This window comes from Peribacillus suis, from assembly GCF_059384845.1.
Genome location: NZ_CM182019.1, coordinates 840,755 through 866,301, shown reverse-complemented (window position 1 = coordinate 866,301; position 25,547 = coordinate 840,755). Strand labels below are relative to the sequence as shown.

Genomic DNA, 25,547 nt, shown 5'->3' with positions numbered 1-25,547 from the left:
ATCTTTCACAATTAGTTGCAGGGTCTACAGCTTCCCCTGCTTCAAAGAATGAACCAAGTCTTTCATTTGTGTAATATAGGAAAAAGCTTCTGTAGAAAAAATGAACTTTTCCTGTGATAGAGCATGGAGTGCCTTGATTTTATCGTTATTGTCGATAAAACCATTCAGCACGTCATCCAGTCCCTCTGAGAAACCGATCATTTCATGAAGGGTAATACCCGTGGCCTTTTTGATTTCGTTCATTTTCTCGGATAATTTCTTCTCATTGCTGGAAATATCAATAAAGTACTTTTTCGTATTTTCAGTGGTCAGGATAACCGCTTCAATTTCTTTCGTTTTCTCTGAAACACTACTTGAAAAAGTGTCCACATTCTTCACGATACTATTTACCTTCAGATTGATTTCCGTCAGGGAGGCTTTGCTTTTATCTGCCAATTTCCTTACTTCCTGTGCCACTAAAGCAAAACCTCGTCCGTGCTCCCCGGCTCTAGCTGCCTCAATCGAAGCATTCAAGGCGAGAAGATTCGTTTGATCGGCGATCGATTCAATCACCACGACAAAGCTTGAAATCTCTTTGATTTCTTCTTGTAAACTCATGATGGTTTCTTCGAATTGTTGGAACATCGCATTAACATTCGTCATTTGGTTGACCAAGTTATCGATATTATCACTACCAGCCAAGACCATTTCCATACTTTCTTTTGTTTGTATAGATACTTCATCCGTAATCGTCTCGATGTTTTCCGTACTGCCTACTACATGACGAATATTAGAAACCGTCTCTCCCAAGGCCAGATTCTGAACTTCGATACTAGATTTCAAATCATGGACGAAATGATTCAACTGGCTATCCTGCTTGGAATTGTCGCTACTGGTATCCCGTAACAGTCCGACCAAGTCTTCTAATCCCTTTACAACTTGATCGAAGTCTTGTTTATCCATCGTGGTCGCAAGCTCGATGATTTCTTTCTTCGTCACTTTCTCGACGTTGTCCTTACGAAGCAAATCTAGAATACTCATTTTCTATCTCCTCGTTTGCGTTTCCCGAACCCCAGTAATATAAGGGTCTGATTTAATTGCATGTTATTTAATTGCTCCCCGTAACTGCAAAACCCACCCAAATGAGGAAGTTTCTCTAATTCCTTATTTAACGTGGCGACGATTCCTTGACTTTTAAATTGTAGTTTTCGTAATATGCAATTGATGCCCAGTACGCCATCCAATTGAGAAAACTCTTCTTTGAAATCAGCCACTGTACTTTTCAGCGTTTCCACTGGATTTTTCGGCTCCAATATCTCTACAACCGAGTCCTGGAATATTTGGCAGTAGAACTGTATGGATCCGTCCGGCTGTGTTTGGAAAGGAGATGCTATATAGATTTCCTCGTTGACCGCACGACCTAAAGGATTGGACATAAAATGTTTGGAGAGCTGATTCTCAGGAACTCCCAATAATCGGGCATATTCACTCGTTGCCCTTTTTCCATTCATTTCATAAACCGTGCGACTTTCCGTATCCGACTTAGTAATCTTCATTTCCTTGCCAGTCGTCTTAAAGATATTCTCCTTAAGAATGACAAACTCATCATCCGTTTTAATGAAAGCAACCAGACCGGCCGTATTCGAAGTTTCCCCGTTATAAGAAACCATTGTCTCTAGAAACTTTTCATCATCCCCTGCCGTACCGCCAAACAGTGGAAACCCTTCTTGTTTAAATACCGAGTTCACAACGGAAAGCATCTTTTCCTCCGCCCCCACTAACCCATTGGGAAAGACAAGGCCGATGCCTTCCGTCTCGATATTCCTACTATTTCGATCAATCCCAACCTCACTTAACCCTTGAATTAAATGATCGCGATAAAAAATCGGATATTTGATGATATCTTTGATCATCACACCTTTTGCCGAGAAATTACTTCCATTAAAACTCATGGCCGAAACCCCATGTTCCGTAATCCCATTGGGACCTATTTCACCAACAGTGGTTAATCCCAATATCTCGGAGTGTGGGAACGACTCATGAAAAAGCCCCGTTAATTCCTCGAAGTTTTGAGTGGTACTTGCAAAAAAAAGAAGTAATTTTGGTTCACTATGTATACCGCTCTTCAATTCGCGAAAGGCTTCTAATGCAGTTTTTTTACTACTATAAGCGGATTTTATTTGCACCATTTACGTTTGTCCCCCTACATATGCTGATATCTTTTGAAAATACAAGGATCATCCTTTTACTAGTCCTCGGTCTTTTAGAGAGCTTTTAAGAAGATTCTACTCTCCTAAAAGACGCCTCTACTTATATCGACAAAATCCCCTTAACTATTATAAAAACAGGGAAATAAACCGCTGAATTTCGCTGGTATTCTACAGAATCAGTCAATCATCCTCCCCCTTCACAAGGCGAAATTTTCGAAATGACTACAGAAAGCAGCGAATATTGATCATGAATGAGATAAAATAAAAAAACATGTCCTCCATTAGCAGGACATGTTTTTTTAAATATCATGAATGACTAAATGAACTCAACGCCAAAAAGACCTTACCGGTAAAGGGATAAGGTCTTTTGACAGCTCATCATCATTATTTAGATGATAGTTCACTTTCTGTTACCCATTGATGGTTTTTCACTTCAATCCCACCATCGGTAGGTTTGTAATCAACCATATAAACGGTAGTGGTATCGGCTTCCTCAATGACACCTTTTGCGCCTTCCATACCCTCCATATGATCGGTATCAAGAGTCACTTCAGTACCTGGTTCTAACGGAACTTCCCCAGCATCCTCGATTTCTTCATGAATCACCCATTTATGATTTTCAACTTTTTTATCCTCTGTTGTAGGTGTATACGTAACGGAATAAGCTGTCGTATCATAGGCTCCGACAATTGTTGCTTCGGCTCCATCCATGCCTTCCATATGATCTGATTTAATCGTTGCTTTACTTCCCACTTCATACTTTGGATTCTCTGCAGCTTTCAAACCATCAGGAACCTCTGCCTCATTGGAAGTATCTTTAGCATGGTCCATATGATTCGTTTCCTCTTTAGTCGTATCTGTATCCGTACTTTGTTCCGTTTTCGGTGTTTGATCCGTGCTTTTCTCCTCATTATCATCATTACATGCGGATAATGCGAAAGCTGATGCCAAAGAAACCAAACCAATTGCTAATTTTTTGCTTTTCATAGTTGTAGTCACTCCTAATAGATTATTTAATAAGTCGAAACAGAATGCTAGCCTAAAATATATGTATGTACTCTGCTCACCCTTACTACATGTGTAAGTATCCTGTCTCTCTTATATTTTTACCCCATTAGAATCACCATAAACATGGATTATATGACATGATGAACAACACTATCTCTTTATATTGATTCCTTAACCCGATTGTTCGGACTAAAATTGATTCGTTTGTTTATAGCAATCTCAATAGTTTCCAGCCCCTATTCCGAGATGGTTAGAGTCTGCTGAATTCTTGAAAGGGAAAGTTCATATGGGAAAATCGGAAGCGTTTGCAGTTAATATATAATAGAAGAAAGTCGTCCATGAGGAAAGATTTGAAATAAGTGTTTTTAGGGGATCTGCATTCAAAAAAACTAAAAGCAGAACAATTTCAGTAATGGTTCTGCCACATGATTCAAAGAGTATTCAGCTAGCTAGGTATTGTTTCTAGTCGATCAACTTGATCAACCCATTGTATCGTTAATAAATTCGGCAGAGTCGACAGTTCATGATGAATCTGAATATATTTTTTGCACTTCACTGTCGCAACACACTCAATAATAGAATGTTGATCTTCTATCAATACTTTATAGCTACCTACATTCGGTAACGAATAATTAGGTAGTAGACCATTTTTCTGACAATATTTCGTTTTATAAAAGCGTCCCAATAGCCTCGGTAATTCACTAAGCTTTCGTTCTGATAAATACCTCCGAATCAAGGTCGAACTGATTTTTTGATCATTCCACTTTAGCTCTTCGACAACTGAGAGGCCTACTTGCTGGATTGCTGCATAAGTTGCCAGGGTATGAACAGTTCCACTCGCTTTTGCCCCATATGTGTAATCGAAACCGCAAATGATTTCCTTAGCATTCAACCCAATAATATAATCATCTAAAAAATCGTTCGCTTCTACTTTAGCTAATTCCTTTGTGAATTCCACGATATAAAAAATATCCACTTCAAGCCTTTCTAGTTTCTCAACCTTTTGTTCTAGCGGCTCAAGATAGGAAACTTCTTTATCCGAAAATAGCACACTTTTAGGATGCGGAAAAAAAGAGAGAACCGCTAGAGATAAGTTTTGTGCTTTTGCTTTTTCTTTAGCGGTTCGAATAACTTTTTGATGCCCTAAATGCACACCATCAAAATAACCAAGGGCCATCGCTACATGGGGAGCGGTTTGCTTAATCTCTTGTAAATTATTCGCATTCACATAGATTACCTTCATTGCGATTCTCTCCTTTTTCTTTATCTTGCTAGATTTTGTGCCACTTCATAAATTAAATCTTCTTGCCCACCAACCGCTTTCATTTGGCCGATTTTCATTAAAAGGTCCCGTTCGTCGACACCAAATTGTTTTGCGGCCTTTTGTGCATGCAATAAGAAGCTTGAGTACACGCCAGCATACCCTAAGGTTAAGCTACCGCCAGTTATTTCTTGTGATTGTTGCATGATGGGCGCAATTACATCATTCGCCGTGTCCATTAATGTATATAAATCGATGCCCGTTTCAAAACCTAGTTTTTCTAAAACAGCGACCATTACTTCTGTTTGTGTATTACCGGCCCCTGCACCTAATGCACGCATGCTTCCATCAATATAAGTGGCTCCAGCCTCCACCGCTGCAACTGTATTAGCCATGGCCATCGATAAATTGTTATGGGCATGAAAACCGATATCACATTGTAAAGTTTGTTTAAGCGCTGTAATTCGCTCGGTTACATCTTTTGGTAACATGGCTCCAGCCGAATCTGTTACATATACGATCTCTGCTCCGTAACTTTCAAATAATTTTGCCTGCTCCACGATTTTTTCAACAGGCGCCATATGGCTCATCATTAAGAATCCAGCTGTTTTCAAGTCGAGTTTGCGTGCTAATTCAATATGTTGGGCTGCTACATCGGCTTCTGTTACGTGCGTTGCTACACGAACCATTTTCGCCCCTAAGTTCGCTGCATTTTCCAAGTCATGTTTTGTACCGATTCCAGGAATCAATAATACAGCGACTTCTGAAGTCGTACATTCTGATACAGCCACTTCAATCAGTTTCAGTTCATCGGTTGCTGACAAACCATATTGTAAGGAAGAACCACCCAAGCCATCTCCATGTGATACTTCAAAATAGCGAACACCCGCCGCATTTAAACCTTTTGCTGCAGCACGTACTTGTTCCTCTGTAAACATATGGCGGACAGAGTGACTTCCATCACGTAACGATACATCTAAAATATTTAATGTCATGAGATGACCTCCTCCTTCCCTCTTTGTAAATGACGTGCCATTTCATTGCCGACTTGCACGGCAGCTGCCGTCATAATATCCAAGTTACCAGCGTAAGCCGGTAGATAGTCTGCTGCCCCATTCACTTCGACAAATACGGATACTTTCCTACCTTCAAAAATCGGCGACACTTTTAATGTATAACCTGGTACGTAAGCTTGCACTTCCGCTACCATGTCGTGAATCGACTTGGTGATCGCTTCTTCATGACCTTCTTCTTCGACCAAAGCATGGATGGTATCACGCATAATAACTGGTGGGTCCGCAGGATTCAAAATGATAATGGCTTTCCCTTTTTTCGCACCTCCTACCACTTCGATCGCTTTAGAAGTTGTACTTGTGAATTCATCGATATTTGCGCGTGTACCAGGACCGGCAGAAAGGCTTGAAATGGTTGCGACAATTTCAGCATACTCTACGGAAACAATCCGATTTATGGCATGAATGATGGGAATTGTCGCCTGACCGCCACACGTAACCATATTCACATTCGGTTTATCGATATGCTCTTTTAAATTTACTGGTGGAACTGTAAATGGTCCGATTGCAGCTGGTGTTAAATCAATTACTTTTTTATTGGCAGCCGTTAATCGATCGCTATTATGCTTATGTGCATACGCACTTGTCGCGTCATAAACGATATCCACTAAATCAACACGTTCCATGAGTCCGTCAATCCCATTTGAAATTATTTCATATCCGCGCTTCTTTGCACGTTTTAAACCATCGGAATTCGGGTCGATGCCTACCATCACACTCATTTCCAATACGGGGCTGCGCTCGATTTTGTACATTAAGTCGGTGCCTATATTTCCTGACCCGATGATTCCCACTTTAAGCTTCGTCATTTTTTCACCACTTCCTTAGAAATGTTAACGCTTACTTTTCCGAGCTGACCGAAGTCCACTTCGAATTTATCGCCTGTTTCAAAGGTCACGGCTTTTGATAGGGCTCCTGATAAAACAAACATGCCAGGCTCGATGGAGATCCCATATGTACTCACTTCATTTGCTAACCATACCACCGCTTGGAGCGGGTTGCCTAACACGGCCGCGCTCGTTGCTTCATCTAAGAATTCACCATTTTTATGCACGGTCATTGGTATATTCGTGATGTCTTCAATCTCTTCAAGCAGGGTCCGCTTTTCTCCTAAAATGGCACCTGCCGAAGAGCCATTGTCCGCCACTGTATCCTCGAACTTTATTTCCCAATTCGCAATCCGGCTATCGATCACTTCCACTGCTGGCACAACATATGCCGTGGCATCGATTACATCCTGCACCGTCACGTCAGGTCCTTTTAACTCTTTATTGAAAACAAATGCGATTTCAAATTCCACCTTTGGTTGAATGAAGGACTCAGTCCTTAAACCATCAGCCTCGTCGTAAACCATCGTATCTAAAATGAAGCCGTAATCCGGTGTATAGACATTCAACATTTCTTGCATCGCTTTACTCGTCAACCCAATTTTCAGCCCTTTTACAGACGCCCCGTTGTCCGTCTTTTGACGAATTTGCGCCAATTGCACGGCATAGGCATCAGCAGGGGTAATCTTTTCATAAGTTTCAGTTAATGGTGCAATGGGCTGTTTCGTACGTTCCGCTTCAAGCAATGCTTCCGCCATTTTTTGTGTATTCATAGACCATTCTCCTTTTATGAATTGACTGTTTCTACCGCATTCAACTGATGATATTTACCACTGAAGAACAATAACGGATTTTTATCTTCAAGATGTAAGTCGATTACTTTACCAATGAATAATGTATGGTCACCTTCTACATGTTCCGATACGACTTCACATGCAATTTGGGCGATGGCCCCTTTTAATACAGGTTGTTCAGCCAATGCTTCGAATTCTACTGCATCACCAGGTCTCCCAGCGAAATGACGTGAATAATGCTCTTGGTCTTCGGCTAAAATATTAACTGTGTATTTTTTGGATTGTGAAACTTTCTCTAAGAATTTTGCTTTATGTCCAACGGAAATTAAGACAAGCTTAGGATCCAATGATATTGACACGAAACCATTTGCCGTCATTCCATGTGTTTCACCTTCGTTTTCTGTTAAAAGAACGGTTACACCTGTCGCAAACTTTCCCATTGCATCTCTAAATAAACGATCATCCATCCTAATTCCTCCATTCGTAACTGAATAATTCAATCATAAATCAGTCCATTTAAAATTATCATTGTATTTTTTATTGAAAATTCAGATAAAAACAATAAAATTGCACATGAAAATAAATTTGAATTCTTTGTGAATTATTTTTACAAAAAATCAGCTGTATCATATATCCTTCCATTAAAAATTCCACATTGTAAATCGGAAATTTTTCTTTTTCATTTTTGTTCTCTTTCAAAACACAAATTAGTATCCTTATTTTTTTGCTTGTAAATCTCTTTTTTTTCAAATAGAATTCTGTTCACGGAAGAAAAATTTCCGAATTTTCCCACCATTCACTATTATTCTTGTAGAGAAAAGTGAAAATAATGGTGAAATGTGTGCCTTTACTTACAATAATGGAGGTGTTTGATGATTCCAATGCCAAATTGAAAGCGCTATCACTACTTTTCAGAAAAAGACAGAAGTATCAGACCACCAATACTTTTTTGAAAAACAATTGTGGATGGGGAAAATACGGTAATACAAGGGGGATTTTCATGCGTTGGGTTGTATTAGCTTTTCTATTCTTACTATCTGTTTTAAATTATACGGATAAATCGGTTTTAGGATTAGCCGCAGAACCAATCATGACTGAACTGAATCTATCTTATGATCAGTTTGGTTTAGTAGGAAGTAGTTTCTTCGCTGCTTACGCTGTCGGAAGTATCGTTTTAGGTACCTTAACGTATCGCTTCAACACAAAATACTTATTAATGATGATTGCTACTGGATGGACCATTTCATTAGCAAGCGCTTATTTTGTAGAAACTTTAACACACTTAATTTTACTGCGTGTTGTCTTAGGTTTCTTCGAAGGTGGTACGCTCGGTCTGTGCATCGTGCACTTAGCACGATGGTTCACTAGTTCACAACGTGGCGTCGCTGCAGCTATCATGACTTCTGGTACAACAGTTGGAACGTACTTGGCTGCACCACTTTTAGTTAAAGGCATCACGAATTTTGGTTGGCAGCACACTTTCGCATTATTAGGGATAGCAAGCTTTGCATGGGCGATCCTCTTCTTCTTCATGAGAGACGAGCCAAAGCAACCCCTCATCGAAGACGTAAAAAGTTTAGCCTCCAACAAGGAAGTACCGTTCAAACATATCTTTAAAGTATTCATCAACCCTTATGTATTATCGATTTTAGTTGTAGGTTTCGTATCCATGTGGATTACAACTTGGGTCCTTACATGGGCACCAACTTACCTAACACAAATCGTGGGTCTTGAGCCACAGCGTATGGGCTTAATCTTCGCTGCAATGGGCATTTCAGGAACAGTGTTCGCAATTTGTATAGGTAAATTCACAGACTACTTATTCAAGAAAAATAAAAGCCTTATCAAATCTTATGATCGTGTATTAATTACAGTATTGCTGGTCGGCGCTGCTTCTTATGCGATGACCACGATTGTCGCTTCACCAATTCTAGCCTGTTTGTTCCTAGGGATGGGCTTAATCATAAACACTTGCTTATTACCGTTAAATACAGCGATTAAAACATTGATCATTCCGAAAAATCTAGTAGGTAGCGTAACGGGTGTCTCATTATCCATTTCAAGTATGGCTGGAGTAATCGGGCCATGGATTACCGGGTACTTGATTACACAAGCAGGCGATAACGTGCGGTCAGGCTTCAACTTAGGTGTGTTGGTCATCGTTAGTTTATATGTTGTTACGGCCATCGTGTTAGTAGCCACACGTAAATTGAAAATCACCGCAACTGAAAAAGAAGATGCTCGTCGTGCTACAGAAGAAGAGCAGATAAACCTTGACATCGCCCCAGGGCGCTAATAGTCTACCATGGGTCTATCACATATAAACAGACTGAAGACAAACTCAAAGAATGAGTTTGTCTTCAGTCTGTTTTGTTTATAAAAGCGTTTACGTAACGCTTTCCATCCATCTCGAGCCTAATGGTTGATAGACTCCGCTCTTATCTTGCAAATTCCTCGAAGCTTAAGCTATCCGACAAGATCAGTACCTGAATGACTAATAAGGTATACGCTGCAGTCGATGCGTCTTTCAGTGAAATTTGTAGTTGCTCTTCGATTTGCTTGATACGATATTGGATACCGCCGATAGATAACGTCAACTCGTCCATCGTTTCTTTCAAGCGCTGACTATTTAATAAATAGACGTAAAGCGTATGCAATAATTCCTTTTTACGGGGATCATCAAAATTGTATAAGTCTTTTAACGTCTTCTTCGCCATTTCGTGCAGATGCTCCATACTCATGTTCTTTACGATATCCCCAAGCATTCCTAAATCTTCGTAATCCGTTAGCAGCTTATCGTTGGGAAAGCGCTGTGCAACACGCGCCTCTTGTAGCGAACGCTCGAAATCTTTGAAGTTACTAAATGTTCCGCTAAGCCCGATCGAATATTTATAATTGGCATTTTGCTTCTCCATCTTTTGAAAAATTTTCGTGATTTTCTTATTCCAGCCTTGCTTATCACTATTTAGCGAATTGAGGAGCGCAATTTCCTCACCAAGCACTGCAAAAATACAAGGCAAATCCCACTCTTTTGCCAACTTGGACAGCTGTGTCAACTGGTCATGAATGTCGATGATTTCTTTATTTTTCTTTTTCTTTTTGACACTGATAATACCCGTAGAGAACGGCGGCTGAAATTTAAATGGTAAAAATTTATAGTAAGATTCGATATCTTTAATTTTCCGATTATGAATTAAGCGCTCCAAAAGTGAGCTACGCATCCTTTGTTGCTCTTCAAACTGCGCCTCCTCATATAAAATACATAAGGCCACCACCGTAGAAATCCGCTCTAAAAATAAGTGGTCGTTTTCATCCATATCCTTTTCATCAAAGTAGAAAAATGAACAAGTGGCATAATTCCTTTTGTTAATAAGAACAGGTGCCGTCAACTTCCTGAATGTTTCGCCTTTGTAATGCGAAACGTTATGCGTATCGTCGAAATGCGATAATTTCACCTTATCTTTTTTTATTGCTAGTTGCTGTTCTTCCGTTAAACCAAAATGGCTTAACGCATTGCCATGGATATCCTCAATCAAAATCGATATGTTCAACAGCTCGGACGCAACCTGAACAATTTCATCCATCGAATGTTTATCTGTTACTTTTTGTGTGAGCTGACTATTAAACAATGAAATTTTCTCGAGCACTTGCTTATGGTGTAAAAGTGCATCATAAGTCATTTCAAGTTCAGATAAAATGTTGTCGTTTTGATAAAGGTGGATAAGCTCTTCCTCATCTTCGAGCCAATCGCTCTCCAAGCGCACTTTAAACTCACAGCACGGATCACCTTTTGCGACGCACTTGTACTCAACGGCAATAATCGATTCACCATACTCATAGGTCAATGCACCACTTGCAAACCCACATAACATATGACAAACACATTCGTTTGCTACACCATAATTTTTTAGGTGTAACGCGGCTTCGAATGATTCTACCCATTGTCCCCACGTATCGATGCATTCAACCGTGCCATCTGGATGTCGCACAATTTCCCCCATGAAAATTACATCCTTCACGTGACCTAAGCGTGAATGTCTCTTACCGACTGGATCTATCGAGTCTTTATTTTGAAGCATCTTTCTTGCTGATTCCATCCCGAACTCTTTCCCAAATCGAAATAAAAAGCCTTTTGTTTTATGAGAACCAATGTTGTTAAACAAGCTGTTCTTTAATGTATGGAAGGCATTTGCCGACATTAAAATATTTTTCGTTTCGCTGGAATCAAATGCAATTTCGCTCATTAAAATCACATCCCCTTTGACTATCTATTCCTCATATTACAAAAGTGAAATTGATTTTTCAATAAATTTTAAAGATTAACACTATTCTTTCAATAAAAATCAGTATAACGTTTGAAATTATTAACAGGTATACTCAAAACAGAAAATAAAAGCACATCAGTATGAGGAGGCAAAGCGATGACAATTCTTGAAGGGTTTCATAATAGTTACATATTGGCAAACGGTGTACGTACACATTATTCCTGGGCTGGAACAGAAGGACCAGCTGTAATTTTACTGCACGGTGCAGGACCTGGAGCATGCGGCGCAGCAGGTTGGCGTTTTATGTTACCTGCATTAGCTAAAGCTGGCTTCCGAGCATATGCAGTAGACCAACTTTCAATGGGCTTTACCGACGCCCGCCCTCACGCATGGCCTGTAAATGGTCATCAAAGCCTAGTGGATCATGTACATGATTTCATTGAAGCATTATGCCTCGACGAAGTATCACTTGTCGGCAATTCACAAGGTGCTTACGTTGCAGCTAAATATGCCATAGACCACCCCGAAAAAGTAAATAAAATTGTTTACATCGGTAGTAATACCATCTATCAAGCGATGCATGAAGTACCTGAGAGAAAGCTGCGGTCATTCTTAGAAGTGATTGGTTATGACTATACAGAAGAATCCTTACGTAAATTCATGTACCGTAATTCAAGCGAAGACACGGTCATTCCTGAAGAACTGATTCAACTACGTCATCAAGCGGCAACCCGCCCAGGCGTTAAAGAATCCAATCAGGCGTTCGATGCCTACTTAGCGAGGATGAACGAAGAGCCTAAGCTTTGGGATCGTTACTGCATGAAAGATACCTTACCAAAATTGAAAATTCCAGGCCTATTCATTTGGGGTAAGCAAGACGCCGTTGCACCAGTGGAGACAGGTTATAAACTCGAGAAATTATTACCGAACATATCATTTGAATATATAGAAAACTGCGGTCATCAAGCTCAAACGGACCAACCGGAAATCGTGAACAAACTTGTCGTTGACTTTTTGGCAGTGGAAAAAGATCAAGCCGTTACATCACAATAAACTATTTTTGAAAGGATTGATCAAATGGTAACAGTAGTTGAAAGTAAAGGGCTGTATGAAGAAATTATACAAAAGGCAAAACGCATCGGTGAAGCCGCAGAGTTAGAAGCAATCGAAGCTGATCGAAATTCGACCGTGTCCCCACGCATCGCGGAAATTATTCGTGAGGAAGGCATTCACCGTTTGATTTTACCGAAAGAGTTTGGTTATCCACAACTCGATTGGCATACATTCGTTGATATGGTAAGCACAGTTGGTTACCATAACTTATCAGCTTCATGGTTAACCTACTTCTTCTCCGTGCATAACTCTTGGGTTTGCTACTATCCTAAGCACATTCGTGATGAAGTCATTAACCAAGGTGGCTTTGTAGCTGACGTATTTGCCCCCATCGGTAAAGTGGAACCAGTTGAAGATGGCTATGTCGTTTCCGGAAAGTACAATTTTGTAAGCGGTATCAATTACTGTGATTGGGTTGGCGTTGGCGCCATGATGAAATTCGAAGACAATGACAAGCCCGAACGTGTCGGCATTTTATTGAAGGTTTCTGACTTGGAAGTGGTAAAAACTTGGGATTCCCTTGGTCTTCGTGGATCAGGCAGTAATACATTGATCATTGATAATGTTTTCGTTAAGCCCGATGCCATTTTACGCTTCAGCAAAATAATCGAAAAGAGCCAACCGCCATATGAAGATTTCGATCAAGACTATTTATATTACAATACACCATTCTATCCTGGCTTCTATGTAGGGTTCGCCGCAATGGCTGTTGGAGGTGCAGAGCGTGTAGTTGACGAGTTCGAAAAGCATACAGCCGGCCGCGTCCGCTTCTCTGGCATAAACGAAAAGGATTCTCCCACAAGCCAACGCGTGCTTTCGGAGTTAAAGCTAGAAATGATTTCTGCAAAAAGCTTATTGAACGAATACATCCGGATGATGGAAGAAGATAAAGGTGGTCCATACGAAGGAGCAAAATATAAAGCGATTCGTGCAAAAATCATCGATAAGTGTACACAAATCGGTGTTAAGGCCCTACTGACTTTAGGTGGGCACGCATTATTAAAAGGTCATCCGGTAGAAATGCACACTCGTGACCTGATGGCAATCGCCACACACATTACTTCTTTATATGAAGACGGCATATTAGGATACGGTAGAAATTTATTCGGCGTTCAAACAAACATTCAAGGGTAATTTCAACATCGGAAAGTATGATGGATAAAGATTGAAATCATATTTTCCTTGTCCTCTTATTAAAAAAACATGACTATGAGGTGAATATAAATGGAAAAATTTCTTTACGCACCGGAAATTGCAAAATTAGGACACGTAGCTTTAGTATCATCAGATCTTGAAAAATCTTTATGGTTCTTCCGCGACACAATCGGGTTAGAAGAAACCGAAGTGATAGATGGTGTACATTACTTGCGCGCTTGGGGCGATTTCGAACACCATACATTATCCATTACAGCTGGTGAAACTTCTTACATCGATCACATTGGCTGGCGTACAAAACGTCCTGAGGACGTAGCAACTTTCGCTAAATTATTAGAAGATGCTGGTACAGAAGTACGTTGGATAGAAGCAGGCGAAGAAGTAGCCCAAGGGGAAGCAGTCCGCTTCGAATTACCAAGTGGTCACCGCTTTGAACTGTATTACGATATGGAAAAAACACCTGCTGATGAATCTCGTAAATCGGTGCTTAAAAACCAAACGTATAAATCTTGGGCCAAAGGTGTATCACCACGTCGCATCGACCATGTTAACTTACAAACTTCACAAGATAACGCTGTGATCGTAAATTACTTACAACAAGCATTAGGCTTCAAGCTACGTGAATATTTCGTAAATCCGGACGATGTACAAGTCGCAAGCTGGTTATCCGTAACAAACTTAGTTCATGACGTGGCAATCATGTCTACATCCCGTTCAAAAGAACCAAACGAAATGCATCATATCGCTTATTGGTTAGACAACTCCCAAGACTTACTACGTGCTGCGGATATTTTATGCGAAGCTGATGTACAATTCGTAGGCCCTGGTAAACACGGTATTTCTCAAGCCATGTACATTTACGTAAAAGATCCAGGAAGTGGCTTACGTCTTGAAATCTTTACAAACAGCTATTTAATCTTCGAGCCAGACTGGGAGCCAGTGAAATGGACGTATGAAGAGTACTTGAAAAACGGATCTGCCTACTGGGGGGACCGTCGCCGCGATGACGTAGATCGTGAAGCACAAGTTAAGGAATTAGCGAATTCATAATCACTTGACCACCAGCCATTCATGATGAAGGATGCTGGTGGTTCTTATGCGATGAATGTTATATAGGAAGGGGTGTCTCTATTGAAGGCAATGTTAAAAGTGTTAATCTTATCTTTCATTGGCGGTTATATTTTTAGCTTGCTGCACATCCCTATTCCCTGGATGCTTGGCCCAATTGTTGTCGTCATGTTAGCTCAATTTGTTTATAAAGGACCGCTTAGATGGTCCAGCCAAATGCGTGATTTAGGTGTCGTCATGGTCGGGACCGCGATTGGTGTACAATTCAACACCGATTTATTCGGCATGATGAGCTCCATTTTACTTTACATGATAACCCTAAACGTCATTTTGATCGGCGGTTCAATCGGCATCGCCTACTTAACGAGCAAATGGACAAAAATTCCGGTGAAAGCTGCCATATTAGGCGCCATCCCAGGCGGTTTAGGACAAATTGTCGTCTTTGCCGAGGAAGAAAAAGTTAAAGAAATCGGCGTTATTTCTTATTTTCAAGTAATTCGACTTTTACTGGTCGTTGTTTTCGTACCATTTATCGTCGCTGGCCAAGTAATGAGCAAGCCACCAACTGACGCTAAGCTAACAATCAGTTTAGTACTTCTAATTGCACTTGCTTGGGGTTGCTCTCATTTAATGAAACGCATCCATTTGCCAGTCGCATTTTTCATTACACCCATTCTTTTATTCATTACATTGCAACTCACAACACCACTGGCAATGCCTCAAATACCTGGTATAATCATGGATGTTGCTCAGTTACTAATCGGTGCCCATATCGGACTCATGCTCAAGCCGCATATGATCAAACTGCCGGTACGCATACTTGTAGGGGGCATTTTCAGTGCCTTCGCACTAATTGCGCTAACATTTGGATCAAGCTTCTTCATGTCCTTTGCATTGGATACAACCTTCGCTACAAGTTTCCTAAGCACCGCCCCAGGGGGCTTAGATCAAATGGTGTTATTAGCGAATGCAGTGCATGCAGATGTCTCGCTTGTTTCAATGTTCCAAACGTTCAGGCTCCTGTTCATTTTTATTTTAATTATGCCTTTGATGAAAATGTATTATCGTTGGCAAGGAAAAAAGAAATTGCCTAGCATCAAAAGAGCCATGTAGTAAAGTACCGATCATGGTTCATGTAAAAATCTATATACCTATGGATAAAACGCTCCGATGATTGAAATTCATTCAGTGGGGCGTTTTTCGAATCTGATGAATGGTGAAATCAATTACCATATAATAGTAGAAACACGTTCAAAAAAACCAAGTATCTACATGGAAGTCTGTGGGCTAGATTGCTACAAATGCGATGAGGTTACGGATATTAGAGATTCAAATAGATAAAACCATTTCTTGAACGAACCGGGAAAAATAAAAGGCATGAGCCCGGTACAATACCGAACTCATGCCCAAGGAACTGCATATCAGTTCCTTCCTCGACAATAATAGACTATATGCAGCTGGTCATGTTCTTCTTAACTGCTTACATATAACTAACTTCTAGTATTCAGCCACTCTACTTCTCCGCCTGGATAATCGCTGAGACAATATAGTCTTCTACCTTATGTTCCGGTGCCCATTCCTTGATGAATTCTTTGGATTCATCTTTAGGGATAATGGAGATGTTCTTAAATCCAGCTTGTTTCATCGTCTCGGACAATTCTTCAATTGAAGATGCTCCAGCGATGCATCCGGAGTAGAGGTTCATATCCGTTTGCAATGCTTCAGGCAGATTCGCAGTCAACACGATATCGGAAATCGCTAATCTCCCGCCCTTTTTCAGAACACGATACGCTTCCTGAAAGACTCTTCTTTTATCCGGGGATAGGTTGATGACGCAATTCGACATAATTACATCAACGAATTGATCGGCAATAGGCAGATATTCGATTTCCCCTAAACGAAATTCGACATTTACGAATTGATTTCTTTCGGCATTGCTCCGAGCTTTGCTAATCATTTCCGGTGTCATGTCAACGCCTATGACTTTTCCTTTTTCCCCCACTTTAGGAGAAGCCAAGAAAGCATCGAACCCTCCCCCGCTCCCAAGGTCAAGGACGGTCTCCCCCTCTTTTAAGTCCGCAATCGCCTGAGGGTTTCCACAACCTAATCCCATGTTTGCGCCATTCGGGATATTTTGAAGCTCTGCTGTGGTATAGCCCATCTTTTTAGAAATCTCTTCGACGGAAATATTTTGGTTTTCTTCAGGTGTACAGCAGCTTGGCGCACAACAGCTGTCAGAGTTCACGACTTTAAGGGCAATTTTTTTATAATTACTTCGTACGCTTTCGCGAATTTCATCTTTTTTCATTTCACTCATTCTCTCCATATCCTTCCTATTCATATTTAGCAGCAAGAGTTTTCATTATATCCTGTAAGCACTATGCCCATTTCACCATTTTCCTCTTCTACATCTATGGTTACATCTGATAACTGTTCCTTCATCTCAGGTTGAATGGCAATGTTCACCCCATTCACTTCTACCACCATATCATTTGTTTCTGCTTCTTGTAAGGCAACGCCAAGGTTCATTCCGCAACACCCTGCAATTCCATAAAATCGTAGAGTGGATACGTCATTTGCCTTCATCGCTTCTTGTAAATACTCTTTTGCTTGATTGGTCATTTTCATGTTCTATTCCTCCAATAGGTTTCGCATGTCATTTTTACATGTCCAGAATTTGATGCAATTGCTTGATTCCCTTTGGCTCTTCCCGGCTCCAAGGAAGGATGACAGTTTGGTTGCCGGATAGTTCTTTCACTTTCTCGATCCACTTCTTCTCTCCCTTTGCTTTCCTGGTAAGCATCGGTTCCATTGTATCCGTGACGAAAAAACTTTGGTTGATGAGCCACCAATGGATGGATATATTCGCCCGTTTCAAATCTTCTGCCAATCGTTTTGCTTCCAAAACAGGTGTCATCTCAGGAAGTGTCGTAATGATGATGCTCGTATAGGACCCGTCTCTTAATTTTGGCAACAAATCGCGTACCGGCTCTGGTATATCACCAGAAGAACGGGAAATTTCTTTATGATAGGCTTCAGATGCATCCAATAATAGAAGGGTATGACCTGTTGGTGCCGTATCAATTACGACCATGCTATCTTTGGACTGCGCCACAACATTGGCGAGTGCCCGGAAAACGGCGATTTCCTCGGTACAAGGAGATTCCAGGTCTTCTTTTATGAAGGCCAAGCCTTCTTCATCCATCGTTTCACTTGCTTTGGAAAGCACTTCATCTTTATACTCTTCCACGACTTTCTTCGGATCGATGCTGCTTATCGTTAGATTGTCATATAAGGTGTTATCATCAAAAGTCCAAGCAATGTGAGCGGCTGGATCCGTGGTCGTTAAGTGGACCTTTTTCCCTTTTTCGGCGAGTCCCAAGGCGACAAGTGACGCTACTGTCGTTTTTCCTACCCCGCCTTTTCCCATCGTAAGGATGACCCGATGGGAGTTTGATTCATAATAATCCACCAAATCTTTAATAGAGTGATGAGGGATCGTTTCTATTTCATCTAATAAGTTTTCAGACTCCCCATATGTTTGAGTGAACCATTTCTCCATGTGATTGATTCCTGTGATGGCAAATGAAACAAGAGGCAAATAAAAAGTCGGATGTTTTTTCAATGGATTCGGAATGTCTTCCAATGCCCGCTGTTGTCGGTCATGCAAGGCATTTGCGTAACGATCACCTCGATCCGTCTGTTCGAAGACACCGTTCACGATCAAGAGTTGATTGGCAATCCCGATTTCCTTCAACTCATCCGACGCACGTGCCGCTTCCCTCAATGGCCCCTCTTCAGGCCGGCTTACAAGGACTAGTGTAGTCTGCCCTTTGTCCGCCAACACATTGACGGCCTTCTGATACATCTGCTTCTGACTTTCCAATCCCGCTAACGGACCCAGGCAAGATGCCCCGTTTGTATTTACATCTAAAAAACCGGACCATGCAGTTGGTAGTTGCAATAACCTCAGCGTATGACCAGTTGGTGCGGTATCAAATACAATCCGGTCATATTCCTCCGTAATTGTTGAATCCGTCAAAAGGGTCGAGAATTGGTTGAATGCCGCAATTTCGACGGTGCAAGCCCCTGACATTTGCTCTTCCATCGTTGCAAGCACCGCATCTGGTAACTTTCCTCTATACGGGGCAACCATCCGTTCCTTGTATTCGGTTGCCGCTTGGACAGGGTCCAAGTTCAGGGCATACAGGTTCGATGTGCCCTTGATCAATTGGGGATGATTGGTTAACGGTTGCCCGAATACATCTTGTAAGTTCGAAGCGGGATCTGTACTGATCAATAGAACTTTTTTTCCTTGCTTCGATAAAGAAAGGGAAAGCGAACTTGCCACGGATGTTTTCCCCACTCCACCTTTCCCTGTGAAAAATATAAATCGCGTTTGTGGGAAGAATTCATCAGTGAATAACTTCATGTCAGCTCTCCCCATCTTTTTGCGTCTTCAGTGACAATCGCACTTTCGGCTTTTGGATCAGTTCCTCAACAGAGAACCCCGTCCACCTTCCCAACTCCTCATTACTTGGATAGCTCCCTGTTCGTACCACGTTTCCATCAACGAAAACAATCGGTAAGACATCCGGACCCTTTTCGTTCAATAACGTGCTCACTTGTTCATGTTGCATGAACTGTTCGGTATCATTGGTTAAATTATATCGTTCGATCGGATAATCCTTTTTCTTCAGATTACTTATCACAAAAGACATCCTTAATAGCTCAGGGTCGATTGAAGGACCGCATACACCTGTAGGGCAACACATGGCAGGGTCAAAAATCTGTATTTCTTTCATTGAAGTCACTCCTTTTTATATAAATAAGCAGATGCCTATATTACGGATAAATCAATAGCTAAGTAATTTGCCTTGGCTATTTGCAGGCTCATTCTCCCATTTCAGCGAATTCTTCGATCCGTTCGCCAATCTCATCACGCACGCGTTGAAAGAAGGACCACTTTTCCTCATCGGTTCCTTCCGCTTTGGCTGGATCATCAAAACCCCAGTGGACTCGCTTTACTTGTGGAGGCGTGATTGGGCAATGCTCGTCTGCATGCCCACACAATGTAATCACTAAATCTGCATGATTCAAGGTTCCCCTATCAATCACATCCGATGTATGATCGGAAATATCAATGTTTACTTCCCTCATCGCCTTAACAGCATTGGGATTCAACCCGTGAGCTTCGAGACCCGCACTTTTTACAATCCATTCCGGTAAGAGCTTTTTAGCCCAGCCTTCAGCCATTTGACTGCGGCACGAATTGCCTGTGCATAAGAAGTAGATGGTTTTTTTATGTGTCATGAAGGTTTCCTCCTGTATTGAAAACAAACAGTTATAATTTAATGGTTCTAAAATATTTCTTTTCCCAGCGAAGGGCGACATGGACGAGAGCGATCAGTACCGGCACTTCCACGAGCGGGCCAATGACCGCCGCAAACGCCGCACCGCTATTGATTCCGAATACGGAAACGGCCACCGCAATCGCCAGTTCAAAGTTATTGCTTGCTGCAGTAAAGGAAAGGGAAGCAGTGACCGGATAGGACGCACCCGCCTTTCTTGATGCAAAAAACGATACGGCAAACATGATTAAAAAGTAGATGAAAAGCGGTATCGCAATCCGCACTGCATCAAGCGGCAAGGCAATGATGGTGTCCCCTTTTAAAGAGAACATCATGACGATCGTAAACAATAAAGCAAACAAAGTTAATGGGGAGATCTTGGGTAAGAACTTATTCTCATACCACTCCTTCCCCTTAACTTTCAAGCCAATGAATCGGGTCAACATCCCTGCTACGAAGGGGATGCCAAGATATATCATGACGCTTTTCGTGATTTCCCACATCGATATCACGACAGATAGGTTCTCCATGCCGAATACGCCAGGTAACACATTCAAGAAAAAGTAGGCGAATACGGAATAGAATAGGATTTGGAATATCGAGTTGAACGCCACGAGTCCCGCGACATACTCCCTATCTCCCCGAGCCAGATCATTCCAGACAATGACCATAGCAATGCAACGGGCCAAGCCAATCATGATCAATCCGGCCATATACTCCGGATAATCGCGTAAAAAGAGAATCGCAAGGAAAAACATCAAGACCGGCCCTAACAGCCAGTTTTGAAATAAGGAGAGCAGAAGCACTTTCCAATCTTTGAACACGCGCCACATTTCTTCGTATTTCACTTTTGCAAGCGGTGGATACATCATGACGATTAACCCAATTGCAATCGGTATCGAAGTCGTCCCTACCGAAAAGGTTTCCAACACCGTTTTAAAATCGGGTACCCATACCGCAATCATGACTCCGACGAACATCGCCACAAATATCCATAGAGTAAGATAGCGATCCAAGAAGGATAATCGCTTTGTTAAACTTTTATTTTCCATCCGCTTCTCCCCTAACATGATGAAGAATTAGCATTCCGTTGAACAACATGGAGCCTGGACAGGTTCTAAAGAATCGATGATGGCTTGAATATAGGGCTGTTGAACATCATTTAATCGGAAATGTTTCCATGTTCCCTTTTTTCTTTCTAAAATGATTCCTGCGTCTTTTAATTTTTTCACTTGTTGACTGACTGCTGGCTGGGAAATCTGCAGGATATCCACAAAATCACATACACAAACTTCACCTTGTTTCAGACATGCCAGCAACTTTAACCGGTTCGGGTCGCTCACAGCCTTTAATTGACGAGACATCTCCTCGATTTGGTTCATCTAGTGTCCTCCCACTATACATAATTAAACGCTTATATAATATAATGCTTATGTTATCACGATAGGTTTGACCGTTGCAAGGGTTTTGGCTTGGAGAGATTTTATCAGAGTACTTCTCGAATTGCCTTCATGAAAAAAAACTGCCGATCTCCCGGCAGCCTCCATTCCTTATAAATACTTGCGGTGAATCCCTTTTCCGTCGTAGGAAAACATGACTTCTTTCCCCTCCATGACCGATTCCATGTGCACAGGACGTCCCCAGAGCTGGTGGATATAGGGCATGACTTTTTCGAGATATTTCAGGTCGAGTTCAATATCTTCGTACCAATGTTTCAAATACAGCTCGCCATTTCGCATATAGTCGCCGTCATTGACCGTGATATACGGAAAGCCGCCATTCACCCGCATGCTGACGAGCTGATCGCGCACCTGTTCCCATGCCTTATCAACGATTTTGTAGTCTTTGCCTTGCTTTTGAAATAAGTACATATCCTCCCGCATGACGAGATCTTTGGTCAAATAGTTACGGAGGAAGGAAATATCCGATTCTATTTCCCTGACTTCGAACATTTTTTCTCGGCCCGTTCCTGGCTTGATGCCGAGCTTGAGCATTTCCTCTGTCGGGTTATCATAGCGTTCTTCGATATCTTCAAACACCTTCAGCCCTAGATAATAAGGATTGATGCTCGTTCGTGATGGCTGCACGACTCCGGCATTCAGTTTTGCAAATTCAATCGATTCGCCAGAGGTCAAATCCAGTTCACGCATGATGCGCTGATGCCAGTACGATGCCCAGCCTTCGTTCATGATTTTCGTTTCGAGCTGTGGCCAGAAATAGAGCATTTCCTCTCGGATCATGGTCATGATATCTCTTTGCCAATCGGTTAAATCCCTGCTGTATTGTTCAATGAATAGCATGATATCTTTTTCAGGACGTGGCGGGAACTTCTTACGCCTTTTAGCGGTCGGATGCTTCTTCACATCTCTGTCTTCGAGATTCCATAAATCATCATACTCCGTCGCTGCCGGCTTGATTTCCTCCTCCTCTTCCTCATCCTCCATCGTCCAGGCAAGCTTCGGCCTCATCAGTGATGGGTCGATATGTTCCTCGATGGCCAGAAGGGCATCAAGGAAAGTTTCCACTTCCCGCTTGCCATGCAACACTTCGTATTCCCGGATTCTTTCAGCCGTGGCCGACATGCTTTCTACCATATCCCTCTTGGTGTTCCGGAAACGGACATTATTCTTGAAGAAATCACAATGCGCCAAAACATGCGCCACGATCAATTTGTTTTGCACAAGTGAATTGGAATCCAGCAAGAACGCATAACATGGGTCAGAGTTAATGACCAATTCATAGATTTTGCTTAATCCGAAATCATATTGCAGCTTCATTTTATGAAATTGTTTCCCGAAGCTCCAATGTGAAAAGCGGGTCGGCATTCCATACGCACCAAATGTATAAATGATTTCCGATGGACAAATTTCATAACGCATCGGGTAAAAATCCAATCCGAATCCAGTGGCTATTTCTGTGATTTCACTGATGGCATATTCCAGAGCCTTCTGCTCCGATCCATTCATCTTATATCCCCCTAGTCTTTTGTCTTTAGTCTAATGTATGAAAAAAGGGCGGAAAAATGCTTTGTTCCTTCTTAAAGGGCAATCGTACATAGAAAAAAGACATCCTCCAAAAGGGAAGATGTCAGGAATCAGTAGAACAGGCACTCTTTCTTACTATTACTTGGCTATTTCTGCATGTAATGCCCGTTTTTTCGTTTTTGAGCGAACCCACGAAATGATAAGAGCTGCAATGATGACAAAACCTAAATATCCTGTAAGAGGATATACCGTACCAACCAATTTAATGAAGCCAACAAAGCTGGCAAGGAAAGCTAACATCCCTACGACGGTGACCGAGATTTTAAAATTCTTTGTTTCGGAAGGTACAAGTCTAGCAGTAAATGCGTACAGCATACCAACTGACGTATTATAAATCATGCCTAACAGCACTACGGACAGAATATTTCCCAACCAAGGCGAGATTTCATTTGCTAAATAAAGAGTGGGCATGCTTACTCCCTCAATCGATTTAAGGTCGGACATCATCCCCATATTGATTAGAAGTAATAAAATCCCTAAACCTATCCCGCCTAAAATGCCTCCCATTCCTGCTTCTTTCTTGCTTTTCATTGTGCCTCCCATTACGGCCAACATCGCGATTCCAGCCGTCATATTATAAGAAACATATAGCAATGAACCCATTAGCCAATTTCCCGTTGCGGCCGTTTCTTTACTGGATGAGGCAATGATTTCACTGAAGCTAAGATTTGATGTAAAGAATGAATAACCCGCAATGACAATCATGATGATGAATAAGAATGGCGTTACGGCACTAATGATCGACATGATTTTATCGACTTTAAGCAAAAGCGTTCCAATGGTGAGGATCGTCATGATCGCGGCACCCACGATACTTGGGATGCCAAATTGTTCTTCGAAAATAGATCCGGAACCTGCAATCATGATCACCGTTACGCCAAATAAGAAAAAGGTAATGATCACATCGACAACCCTGCCTAGATGACGGCCACAAAGGTGATCGATTATGCTTTTATGAGAGCGTGTTTGAAGCGAGCTCCCTAACTCCGTAACTTGCATTCCAAGGAAAGCGAATAATACAGTCGCTACGACAATTCCCAATACACTATAGATTCCAAAGCTCGTGAAAAATTGCAATACTTCTTGTCCTGAAGCAAAACCTGCCCCTATGATGATTCCAATATATGCGCCTGCTAGATTGATACTGTTCTTCATGGAAATCCACCCCAATTTAAAGATAATTCTGACAATTTAGTGCATGGGTAGCTTTTGGCTACCTCACGTTTAAAGCTCCGCCAGTCTTCAGTAAGAAAATACCAAAGCTTGGCGGACTCAACCTGCTCAATTTTTGTATCGTTTACTATAGGAGGTAAATTCATCGACAATGGTCGTATCTACTTCGTATCCAATACCTGCCGTCTTTGGCACGGTGATGACCCCATCTTCCACCGTCACTTCCGGCTTAATGATGTCTTTATGCCAATAATTCGCAGAAGCGGCCGTATCTCCAGGCATTGTAAAATTATCAAGTGTGGTCAATGCGATATTATGTGCACGACCGACCCCAGATTCCAACATGCCACCGCACCATACTGGCACGTTTCGCTCTTTACATAAATCATGAATTTTCTTAGCTTCCGTTAAGCCACCCACTCTACCAATCTTGATATTGATGATTTTACAGCTTCCCAAATCCAGCGCCTTTCTGGCATCTTCGACGGAATGTATGCTTTCATCCAAGCAAATCGGTGTTGTGATGCTCGCTTGCAATGTCGCATGATCGACAATATCATCCGATGACAAAGGCTGCTCGATCATCATTAAATCGAATTGATCCAGCTGTTTCAATAATTCGATATCCTTCAAACGGTAAGCCGAGTTTGCATCCGCCATGATCGGTACATCCGGATAACGATTACGTACTTCCCTGATAACATCGACGTCCCAGCCCGGCTGAATCTTTATCTTGATTCGTTTATAACCATCTTTCAGTCCATTCTCGATTTTTTTCAATAAATCTGGAACGGTTTTTTGGATACCGATACTGATGCCGACATCGATTTTATCCAGCTCTCCACCTAGTGCCGTGCTCAGTGGAATGTTCTTTTCTTTCGCGTACAGATCCCAAATAGCTCCTTCGATTGCCGATTTCGCCATATTATTTTTCCTAATATGAGCGAACAGTTCCGCTACTTCACCCGGGTGCTCTATTTCTTTATCAAGCACGAGCGGAATCAGGAAATCCTCCAGCATCGTCCAGTTCGTTTTGATGGTTTCTTCGTTATACCATGGCGCGGCAAAAGCTACAGATTCAGCCCATCCTGATAATCCCGCTTCATTTTTCACCTCTACTAAAATAAACTCTTTATCCACGAATGTACCAAAGCTAGTTGTGAATGGAGCAATCAAATCCATATTCAGATGACGTAAACGCACTTCTTTTATTTTCATGTTTAATT

General features: G+C 41.6%; 24 protein-coding genes. 5 read left to right on the top strand and 19 right to left on the bottom strand.

Annotation, left to right across the window (positions count from 1 at the left end):
- Nucleotides 1-24 precede the first annotated feature (24 nt).
- The 8 genes from AC503W_RS04225 to AC503W_RS04190 all read right to left on the bottom strand — a co-directional run bounded on the left by AC503W_RS04225 (nucleotide 25) and on the right by AC503W_RS04190 (nucleotide 7,619).
- On the bottom strand, nucleotides 25-642 hold the full coding sequence (locus tag AC503W_RS04225) for a methyl-accepting chemotaxis protein (protein ID WP_403123804.1): 618 nt from the start codon (nucleotides 640-642) through the stop codon (nucleotides 25-27).
- A gap of 374 nt (nucleotides 643-1,016) precedes the next feature.
- On the bottom strand, nucleotides 1,017-2,168 hold the full coding sequence (locus AC503W_RS04220) for an FIST signal transduction protein (RefSeq protein WP_403123405.1): 1,152 nt from the start codon (nucleotides 2,166-2,168) through the stop codon (nucleotides 1,017-1,019).
- A gap of 405 nt (nucleotides 2,169-2,573) precedes the next feature.
- The gene (locus tag AC503W_RS04215) at nucleotides 2,574-3,176 is read right to left on the bottom strand and encodes a YdhK family protein (RefSeq protein WP_402867567.1); all 603 of its coding nucleotides are present in this window, start codon (nucleotides 3,174-3,176) and stop codon (nucleotides 2,574-2,576) included.
- Between the two features lie 466 nt (nucleotides 3,177-3,642).
- Nucleotides 3,643-4,440, bottom strand: a complete 798-nt coding sequence (locus tag AC503W_RS04210; protein ID WP_402867566.1) for an adenylyltransferase/cytidyltransferase family protein — start codon at nucleotides 4,438-4,440, stop codon at nucleotides 3,643-3,645.
- A gap of 20 nt (nucleotides 4,441-4,460) precedes the next feature.
- Nucleotides 4,461-5,453 carry a 4-hydroxy-2-oxovalerate aldolase gene (gene dmpG / locus AC503W_RS04205; RefSeq protein WP_402867565.1) on the bottom strand — a complete coding sequence of 331 codons (993 nt, stop codon included), beginning with the start codon at nucleotides 5,451-5,453 and terminating at the stop codon, nucleotides 4,461-4,463.
- Entirely contained in the window at nucleotides 5,450-6,340 is an 891-nt protein-coding gene (locus AC503W_RS04200; protein ID WP_402867564.1) for an acetaldehyde dehydrogenase (acetylating), read from the bottom strand. The genes dmpG and AC503W_RS04200 overlap by 4 nt, the downstream gene beginning before the upstream one ends.
- Nucleotides 6,337-7,131, bottom strand: a complete 795-nt coding sequence (locus tag AC503W_RS04195; protein WP_402955403.1) for a 2-keto-4-pentenoate hydratase — start codon at nucleotides 7,129-7,131, stop codon at nucleotides 6,337-6,339. Before AC503W_RS04195 ends, AC503W_RS04200 begins: the two co-directional genes overlap by 4 nt.
- Nucleotides 7,132-7,145: 14 nt before the next feature.
- Nucleotides 7,146-7,619 carry a flavin reductase family protein gene (locus AC503W_RS04190; RefSeq protein WP_402990613.1) on the bottom strand — a complete coding sequence of 158 codons (474 nt, stop codon included), beginning with the start codon at nucleotides 7,617-7,619 and terminating at the stop codon, nucleotides 7,146-7,148.
- A 533-nt stretch (nucleotides 7,620-8,152) separates the two neighbouring features.
- On the opposite strand from AC503W_RS04190, the gene AC503W_RS04185 reads away from it, so the two are divergent.
- Nucleotides 8,153-9,448 (top strand): MFS transporter, encoded by a 1,296-nt coding sequence (locus tag AC503W_RS04185; protein WP_494916169.1) that lies wholly within the window; start codon nucleotides 8,153-8,155, stop codon nucleotides 9,446-9,448.
- A 142-nt stretch (nucleotides 9,449-9,590) separates the two neighbouring features.
- On the opposite strand, the gene AC503W_RS04180 is transcribed toward AC503W_RS04185, so the two are convergent.
- A complete protein-coding gene (locus AC503W_RS04180; RefSeq protein ID WP_402867560.1) occupies nucleotides 9,591-11,396 on the bottom strand; it encodes a V4R domain-containing protein in 1,806 nt (601 codons plus the stop codon).
- A gap of 177 nt (nucleotides 11,397-11,573) precedes the next feature.
- On the opposite strand from AC503W_RS04180, the gene AC503W_RS04175 reads away from it, so the two are divergent.
- The 4 genes from AC503W_RS04175 (at nucleotide 11,574) to AC503W_RS04160 (ending at nucleotide 15,866) form a co-directional block, all read left to right on the top strand.
- Nucleotides 11,574-12,470, top strand: a complete 897-nt coding sequence (locus AC503W_RS04175; RefSeq protein ID WP_494916167.1) for an alpha/beta fold hydrolase — start codon at nucleotides 11,574-11,576, stop codon at nucleotides 12,468-12,470.
- Between the two features lie 24 nt (nucleotides 12,471-12,494).
- Entirely contained in the window at nucleotides 12,495-13,664 is a 1,170-nt protein-coding gene (locus tag AC503W_RS04170) for an acyl-CoA dehydrogenase family protein (protein WP_427651194.1), read from the top strand.
- 90 nt (nucleotides 13,665-13,754) lie between these two features.
- Nucleotides 13,755-14,735 carry a VOC family protein gene (locus AC503W_RS04165; protein WP_494916166.1) on the top strand — a complete coding sequence of 327 codons (981 nt, stop codon included), beginning with the start codon at nucleotides 13,755-13,757 and terminating at the stop codon, nucleotides 14,733-14,735.
- Between the two features lie 90 nt (nucleotides 14,736-14,825).
- A complete protein-coding gene (locus AC503W_RS04160) occupies nucleotides 14,826-15,866 on the top strand; it encodes an AbrB family transcriptional regulator (protein ID WP_407408463.1) in 1,041 nt (346 codons plus the stop codon).
- Nucleotides 15,867-16,266: 400 nt separating this feature from the next.
- Here the strand turns inward: AC503W_RS04160 and AC503W_RS04155 are convergent, their stop codons facing one another.
- From AC503W_RS04155 to menC, 10 genes are all read right to left on the bottom strand, one after another.
- A complete protein-coding gene (locus tag AC503W_RS04155; RefSeq protein WP_494916164.1) occupies nucleotides 16,267-17,070 on the bottom strand; it encodes an arsenite methyltransferase in 804 nt (267 codons plus the stop codon).
- A 26-nt stretch (nucleotides 17,071-17,096) separates the two neighbouring features.
- Nucleotides 17,097-17,381 carry an iron-sulfur cluster biosynthesis family protein gene (locus AC503W_RS04150; protein WP_407408455.1) on the bottom strand — a complete coding sequence of 95 codons (285 nt, stop codon included), beginning with the start codon at nucleotides 17,379-17,381 and terminating at the stop codon, nucleotides 17,097-17,099.
- A 34-nt stretch (nucleotides 17,382-17,415) separates the two neighbouring features.
- Nucleotides 17,416-19,185, bottom strand: coding sequence for an arsenical pump-driving ATPase (gene arsA, locus AC503W_RS04145; RefSeq protein ID WP_494916162.1), 1,770 nt, complete (start codon nucleotides 19,183-19,185; stop codon nucleotides 17,416-17,418).
- Nucleotide 19,186: 1 nt separating this feature from the next.
- The gene (gene arsD / locus AC503W_RS04140) at nucleotides 19,187-19,558 is read right to left on the bottom strand and encodes an arsenite efflux transporter metallochaperone ArsD (protein ID WP_407408459.1); all 372 of its coding nucleotides are present in this window, start codon (nucleotides 19,556-19,558) and stop codon (nucleotides 19,187-19,189) included.
- 88 nt (nucleotides 19,559-19,646) lie between these two features.
- Nucleotides 19,647-20,066, bottom strand: a complete 420-nt coding sequence (gene arsC, locus AC503W_RS04135) for an arsenate reductase (thioredoxin) (RefSeq protein ID WP_494916160.1) — start codon at nucleotides 20,064-20,066, stop codon at nucleotides 19,647-19,649.
- 31 nt (nucleotides 20,067-20,097) lie between these two features.
- Nucleotides 20,098-21,156 carry an ACR3 family arsenite efflux transporter gene (arsB, locus tag AC503W_RS04130; RefSeq protein ID WP_494916158.1) on the bottom strand — a complete coding sequence of 353 codons (1,059 nt, stop codon included), beginning with the start codon at nucleotides 21,154-21,156 and terminating at the stop codon, nucleotides 20,098-20,100.
- 27 nt (nucleotides 21,157-21,183) lie between these two features.
- A complete protein-coding gene (locus AC503W_RS04125; RefSeq protein WP_427651199.1) occupies nucleotides 21,184-21,486 on the bottom strand; it encodes an ArsR/SmtB family transcription factor in 303 nt (100 codons plus the stop codon).
- Between the two features lie 168 nt (nucleotides 21,487-21,654).
- Complete coding sequence (locus tag AC503W_RS04120; RefSeq protein WP_402990629.1) at nucleotides 21,655-23,070, bottom strand: SpoVR family protein; 1,416 nt, start codon at nucleotides 23,068-23,070, stop codon at nucleotides 21,655-21,657.
- A 156-nt stretch (nucleotides 23,071-23,226) separates the two neighbouring features.
- Nucleotides 23,227-24,303, bottom strand: coding sequence for a YkvI family membrane protein (locus AC503W_RS04115; RefSeq protein ID WP_427688042.1), 1,077 nt, complete (start codon nucleotides 24,301-24,303; stop codon nucleotides 23,227-23,229).
- A gap of 126 nt (nucleotides 24,304-24,429) precedes the next feature.
- On the bottom strand, nucleotides 24,430-25,539 hold the full coding sequence (gene menC, locus AC503W_RS04110) for an o-succinylbenzoate synthase (RefSeq protein ID WP_403123386.1): 1,110 nt from the start codon (nucleotides 25,537-25,539) through the stop codon (nucleotides 24,430-24,432).
- Nucleotides 25,540-25,547 lie beyond the last annotated feature (8 nt).

Excerpts from the sequence above, each read along its gene's own strand:
- AC503W_RS04225 (WP_403123804.1), bottom strand. The coding sequence starts at position 642 with ATGACGAATGTTAATGCGATGTTCCAACAATTCGAAGAAACCATCATG.
- AC503W_RS04220 (WP_403123405.1), bottom strand. The coding sequence starts at position 2,168 with ATGGTGCAAATAAAATCCGCTTATAGTAGTAAAAAAACTGCATTAGAA.
- AC503W_RS04215 (WP_402867567.1), bottom strand. The coding sequence starts at position 3,176 with ATGAAAAGCAAAAAATTAGCAATTGGTTTGGTTTCTTTGGCATCAGCT.
- AC503W_RS04210 (WP_402867566.1), bottom strand. The coding sequence starts at position 4,440 with ATGAAGGTAATCTATGTGAATGCGAATAATTTACAAGAGATTAAGCAA.
- dmpG (WP_402867565.1), bottom strand. The coding sequence starts at position 5,453 with ATGACATTAAATATTTTAGATGTATCGTTACGTGATGGAAGTCACTCT.
- AC503W_RS04200 (WP_402867564.1), bottom strand. The coding sequence starts at position 6,340 with ATGACGAAGCTTAAAGTGGGAATCATCGGGTCAGGAAATATAGGCACC.
- AC503W_RS04195 (WP_402955403.1), bottom strand. The coding sequence starts at position 7,131 with ATGAATACACAAAAAATGGCGGAAGCATTGCTTGAAGCGGAACGTACG.
- AC503W_RS04190 (WP_402990613.1), bottom strand. The coding sequence starts at position 7,619 with ATGGATGATCGTTTATTTAGAGATGCAATGGGAAAGTTTGCGACAGGT.
- AC503W_RS04185 (WP_494916169.1), top strand. The coding sequence starts at position 8,153 with ATGCGTTGGGTTGTATTAGCTTTTCTATTCTTACTATCTGTTTTAAAT.
- AC503W_RS04180 (WP_402867560.1), bottom strand. The coding sequence starts at position 11,396 with ATGAGCGAAATTGCATTTGATTCCAGCGAAACGAAAAATATTTTAATG.
- AC503W_RS04175 (WP_494916167.1), top strand. The coding sequence starts at position 11,574 with ATGACAATTCTTGAAGGGTTTCATAATAGTTACATATTGGCAAACGGT.
- AC503W_RS04170 (WP_427651194.1), top strand. The coding sequence starts at position 12,495 with ATGGTAACAGTAGTTGAAAGTAAAGGGCTGTATGAAGAAATTATACAA.
- AC503W_RS04165 (WP_494916166.1), top strand. The coding sequence starts at position 13,755 with ATGGAAAAATTTCTTTACGCACCGGAAATTGCAAAATTAGGACACGTA.
- AC503W_RS04160 (WP_407408463.1), top strand. The coding sequence starts at position 14,826 with ATGTTAAAAGTGTTAATCTTATCTTTCATTGGCGGTTATATTTTTAGC.
- AC503W_RS04155 (WP_494916164.1), bottom strand. The coding sequence starts at position 17,070 with ATGAGTGAAATGAAAAAAGATGAAATTCGCGAAAGCGTACGAAGTAAT.
- AC503W_RS04150 (WP_407408455.1), bottom strand. The coding sequence starts at position 17,381 with ATGAAAATGACCAATCAAGCAAAAGAGTATTTACAAGAAGCGATGAAG.
- arsA (WP_494916162.1), bottom strand. The coding sequence starts at position 19,185 with ATGAAGTTATTCACTGATGAATTCTTCCCACAAACGCGATTTATATTT.
- arsD (WP_407408459.1), bottom strand. The coding sequence starts at position 19,558 with ATGAAAGAAATACAGATTTTTGACCCTGCCATGTGTTGCCCTACAGGT.
- arsC (WP_494916160.1), bottom strand. The coding sequence starts at position 20,066 with ATGACACATAAAAAAACCATCTACTTCTTATGCACAGGCAATTCGTGC.
- arsB (WP_494916158.1), bottom strand. The coding sequence starts at position 21,156 with ATGGAAAATAAAAGTTTAACAAAGCGATTATCCTTCTTGGATCGCTAT.
- AC503W_RS04125 (WP_427651199.1), bottom strand. The coding sequence starts at position 21,486 with ATGAACCAAATCGAGGAGATGTCTCGTCAATTAAAGGCTGTGAGCGAC.
- AC503W_RS04120 (WP_402990629.1), bottom strand. The coding sequence starts at position 23,070 with ATGAATGGATCGGAGCAGAAGGCTCTGGAATATGCCATCAGTGAAATC.
- AC503W_RS04115 (WP_427688042.1), bottom strand. The coding sequence starts at position 24,303 with ATGAAGAACAGTATCAATCTAGCAGGCGCATATATTGGAATCATCATA.
- menC (WP_403123386.1), bottom strand. The coding sequence starts at position 25,539 with ATGAAAATAAAAGAAGTGCGTTTACGTCATCTGAATATGGATTTGATT.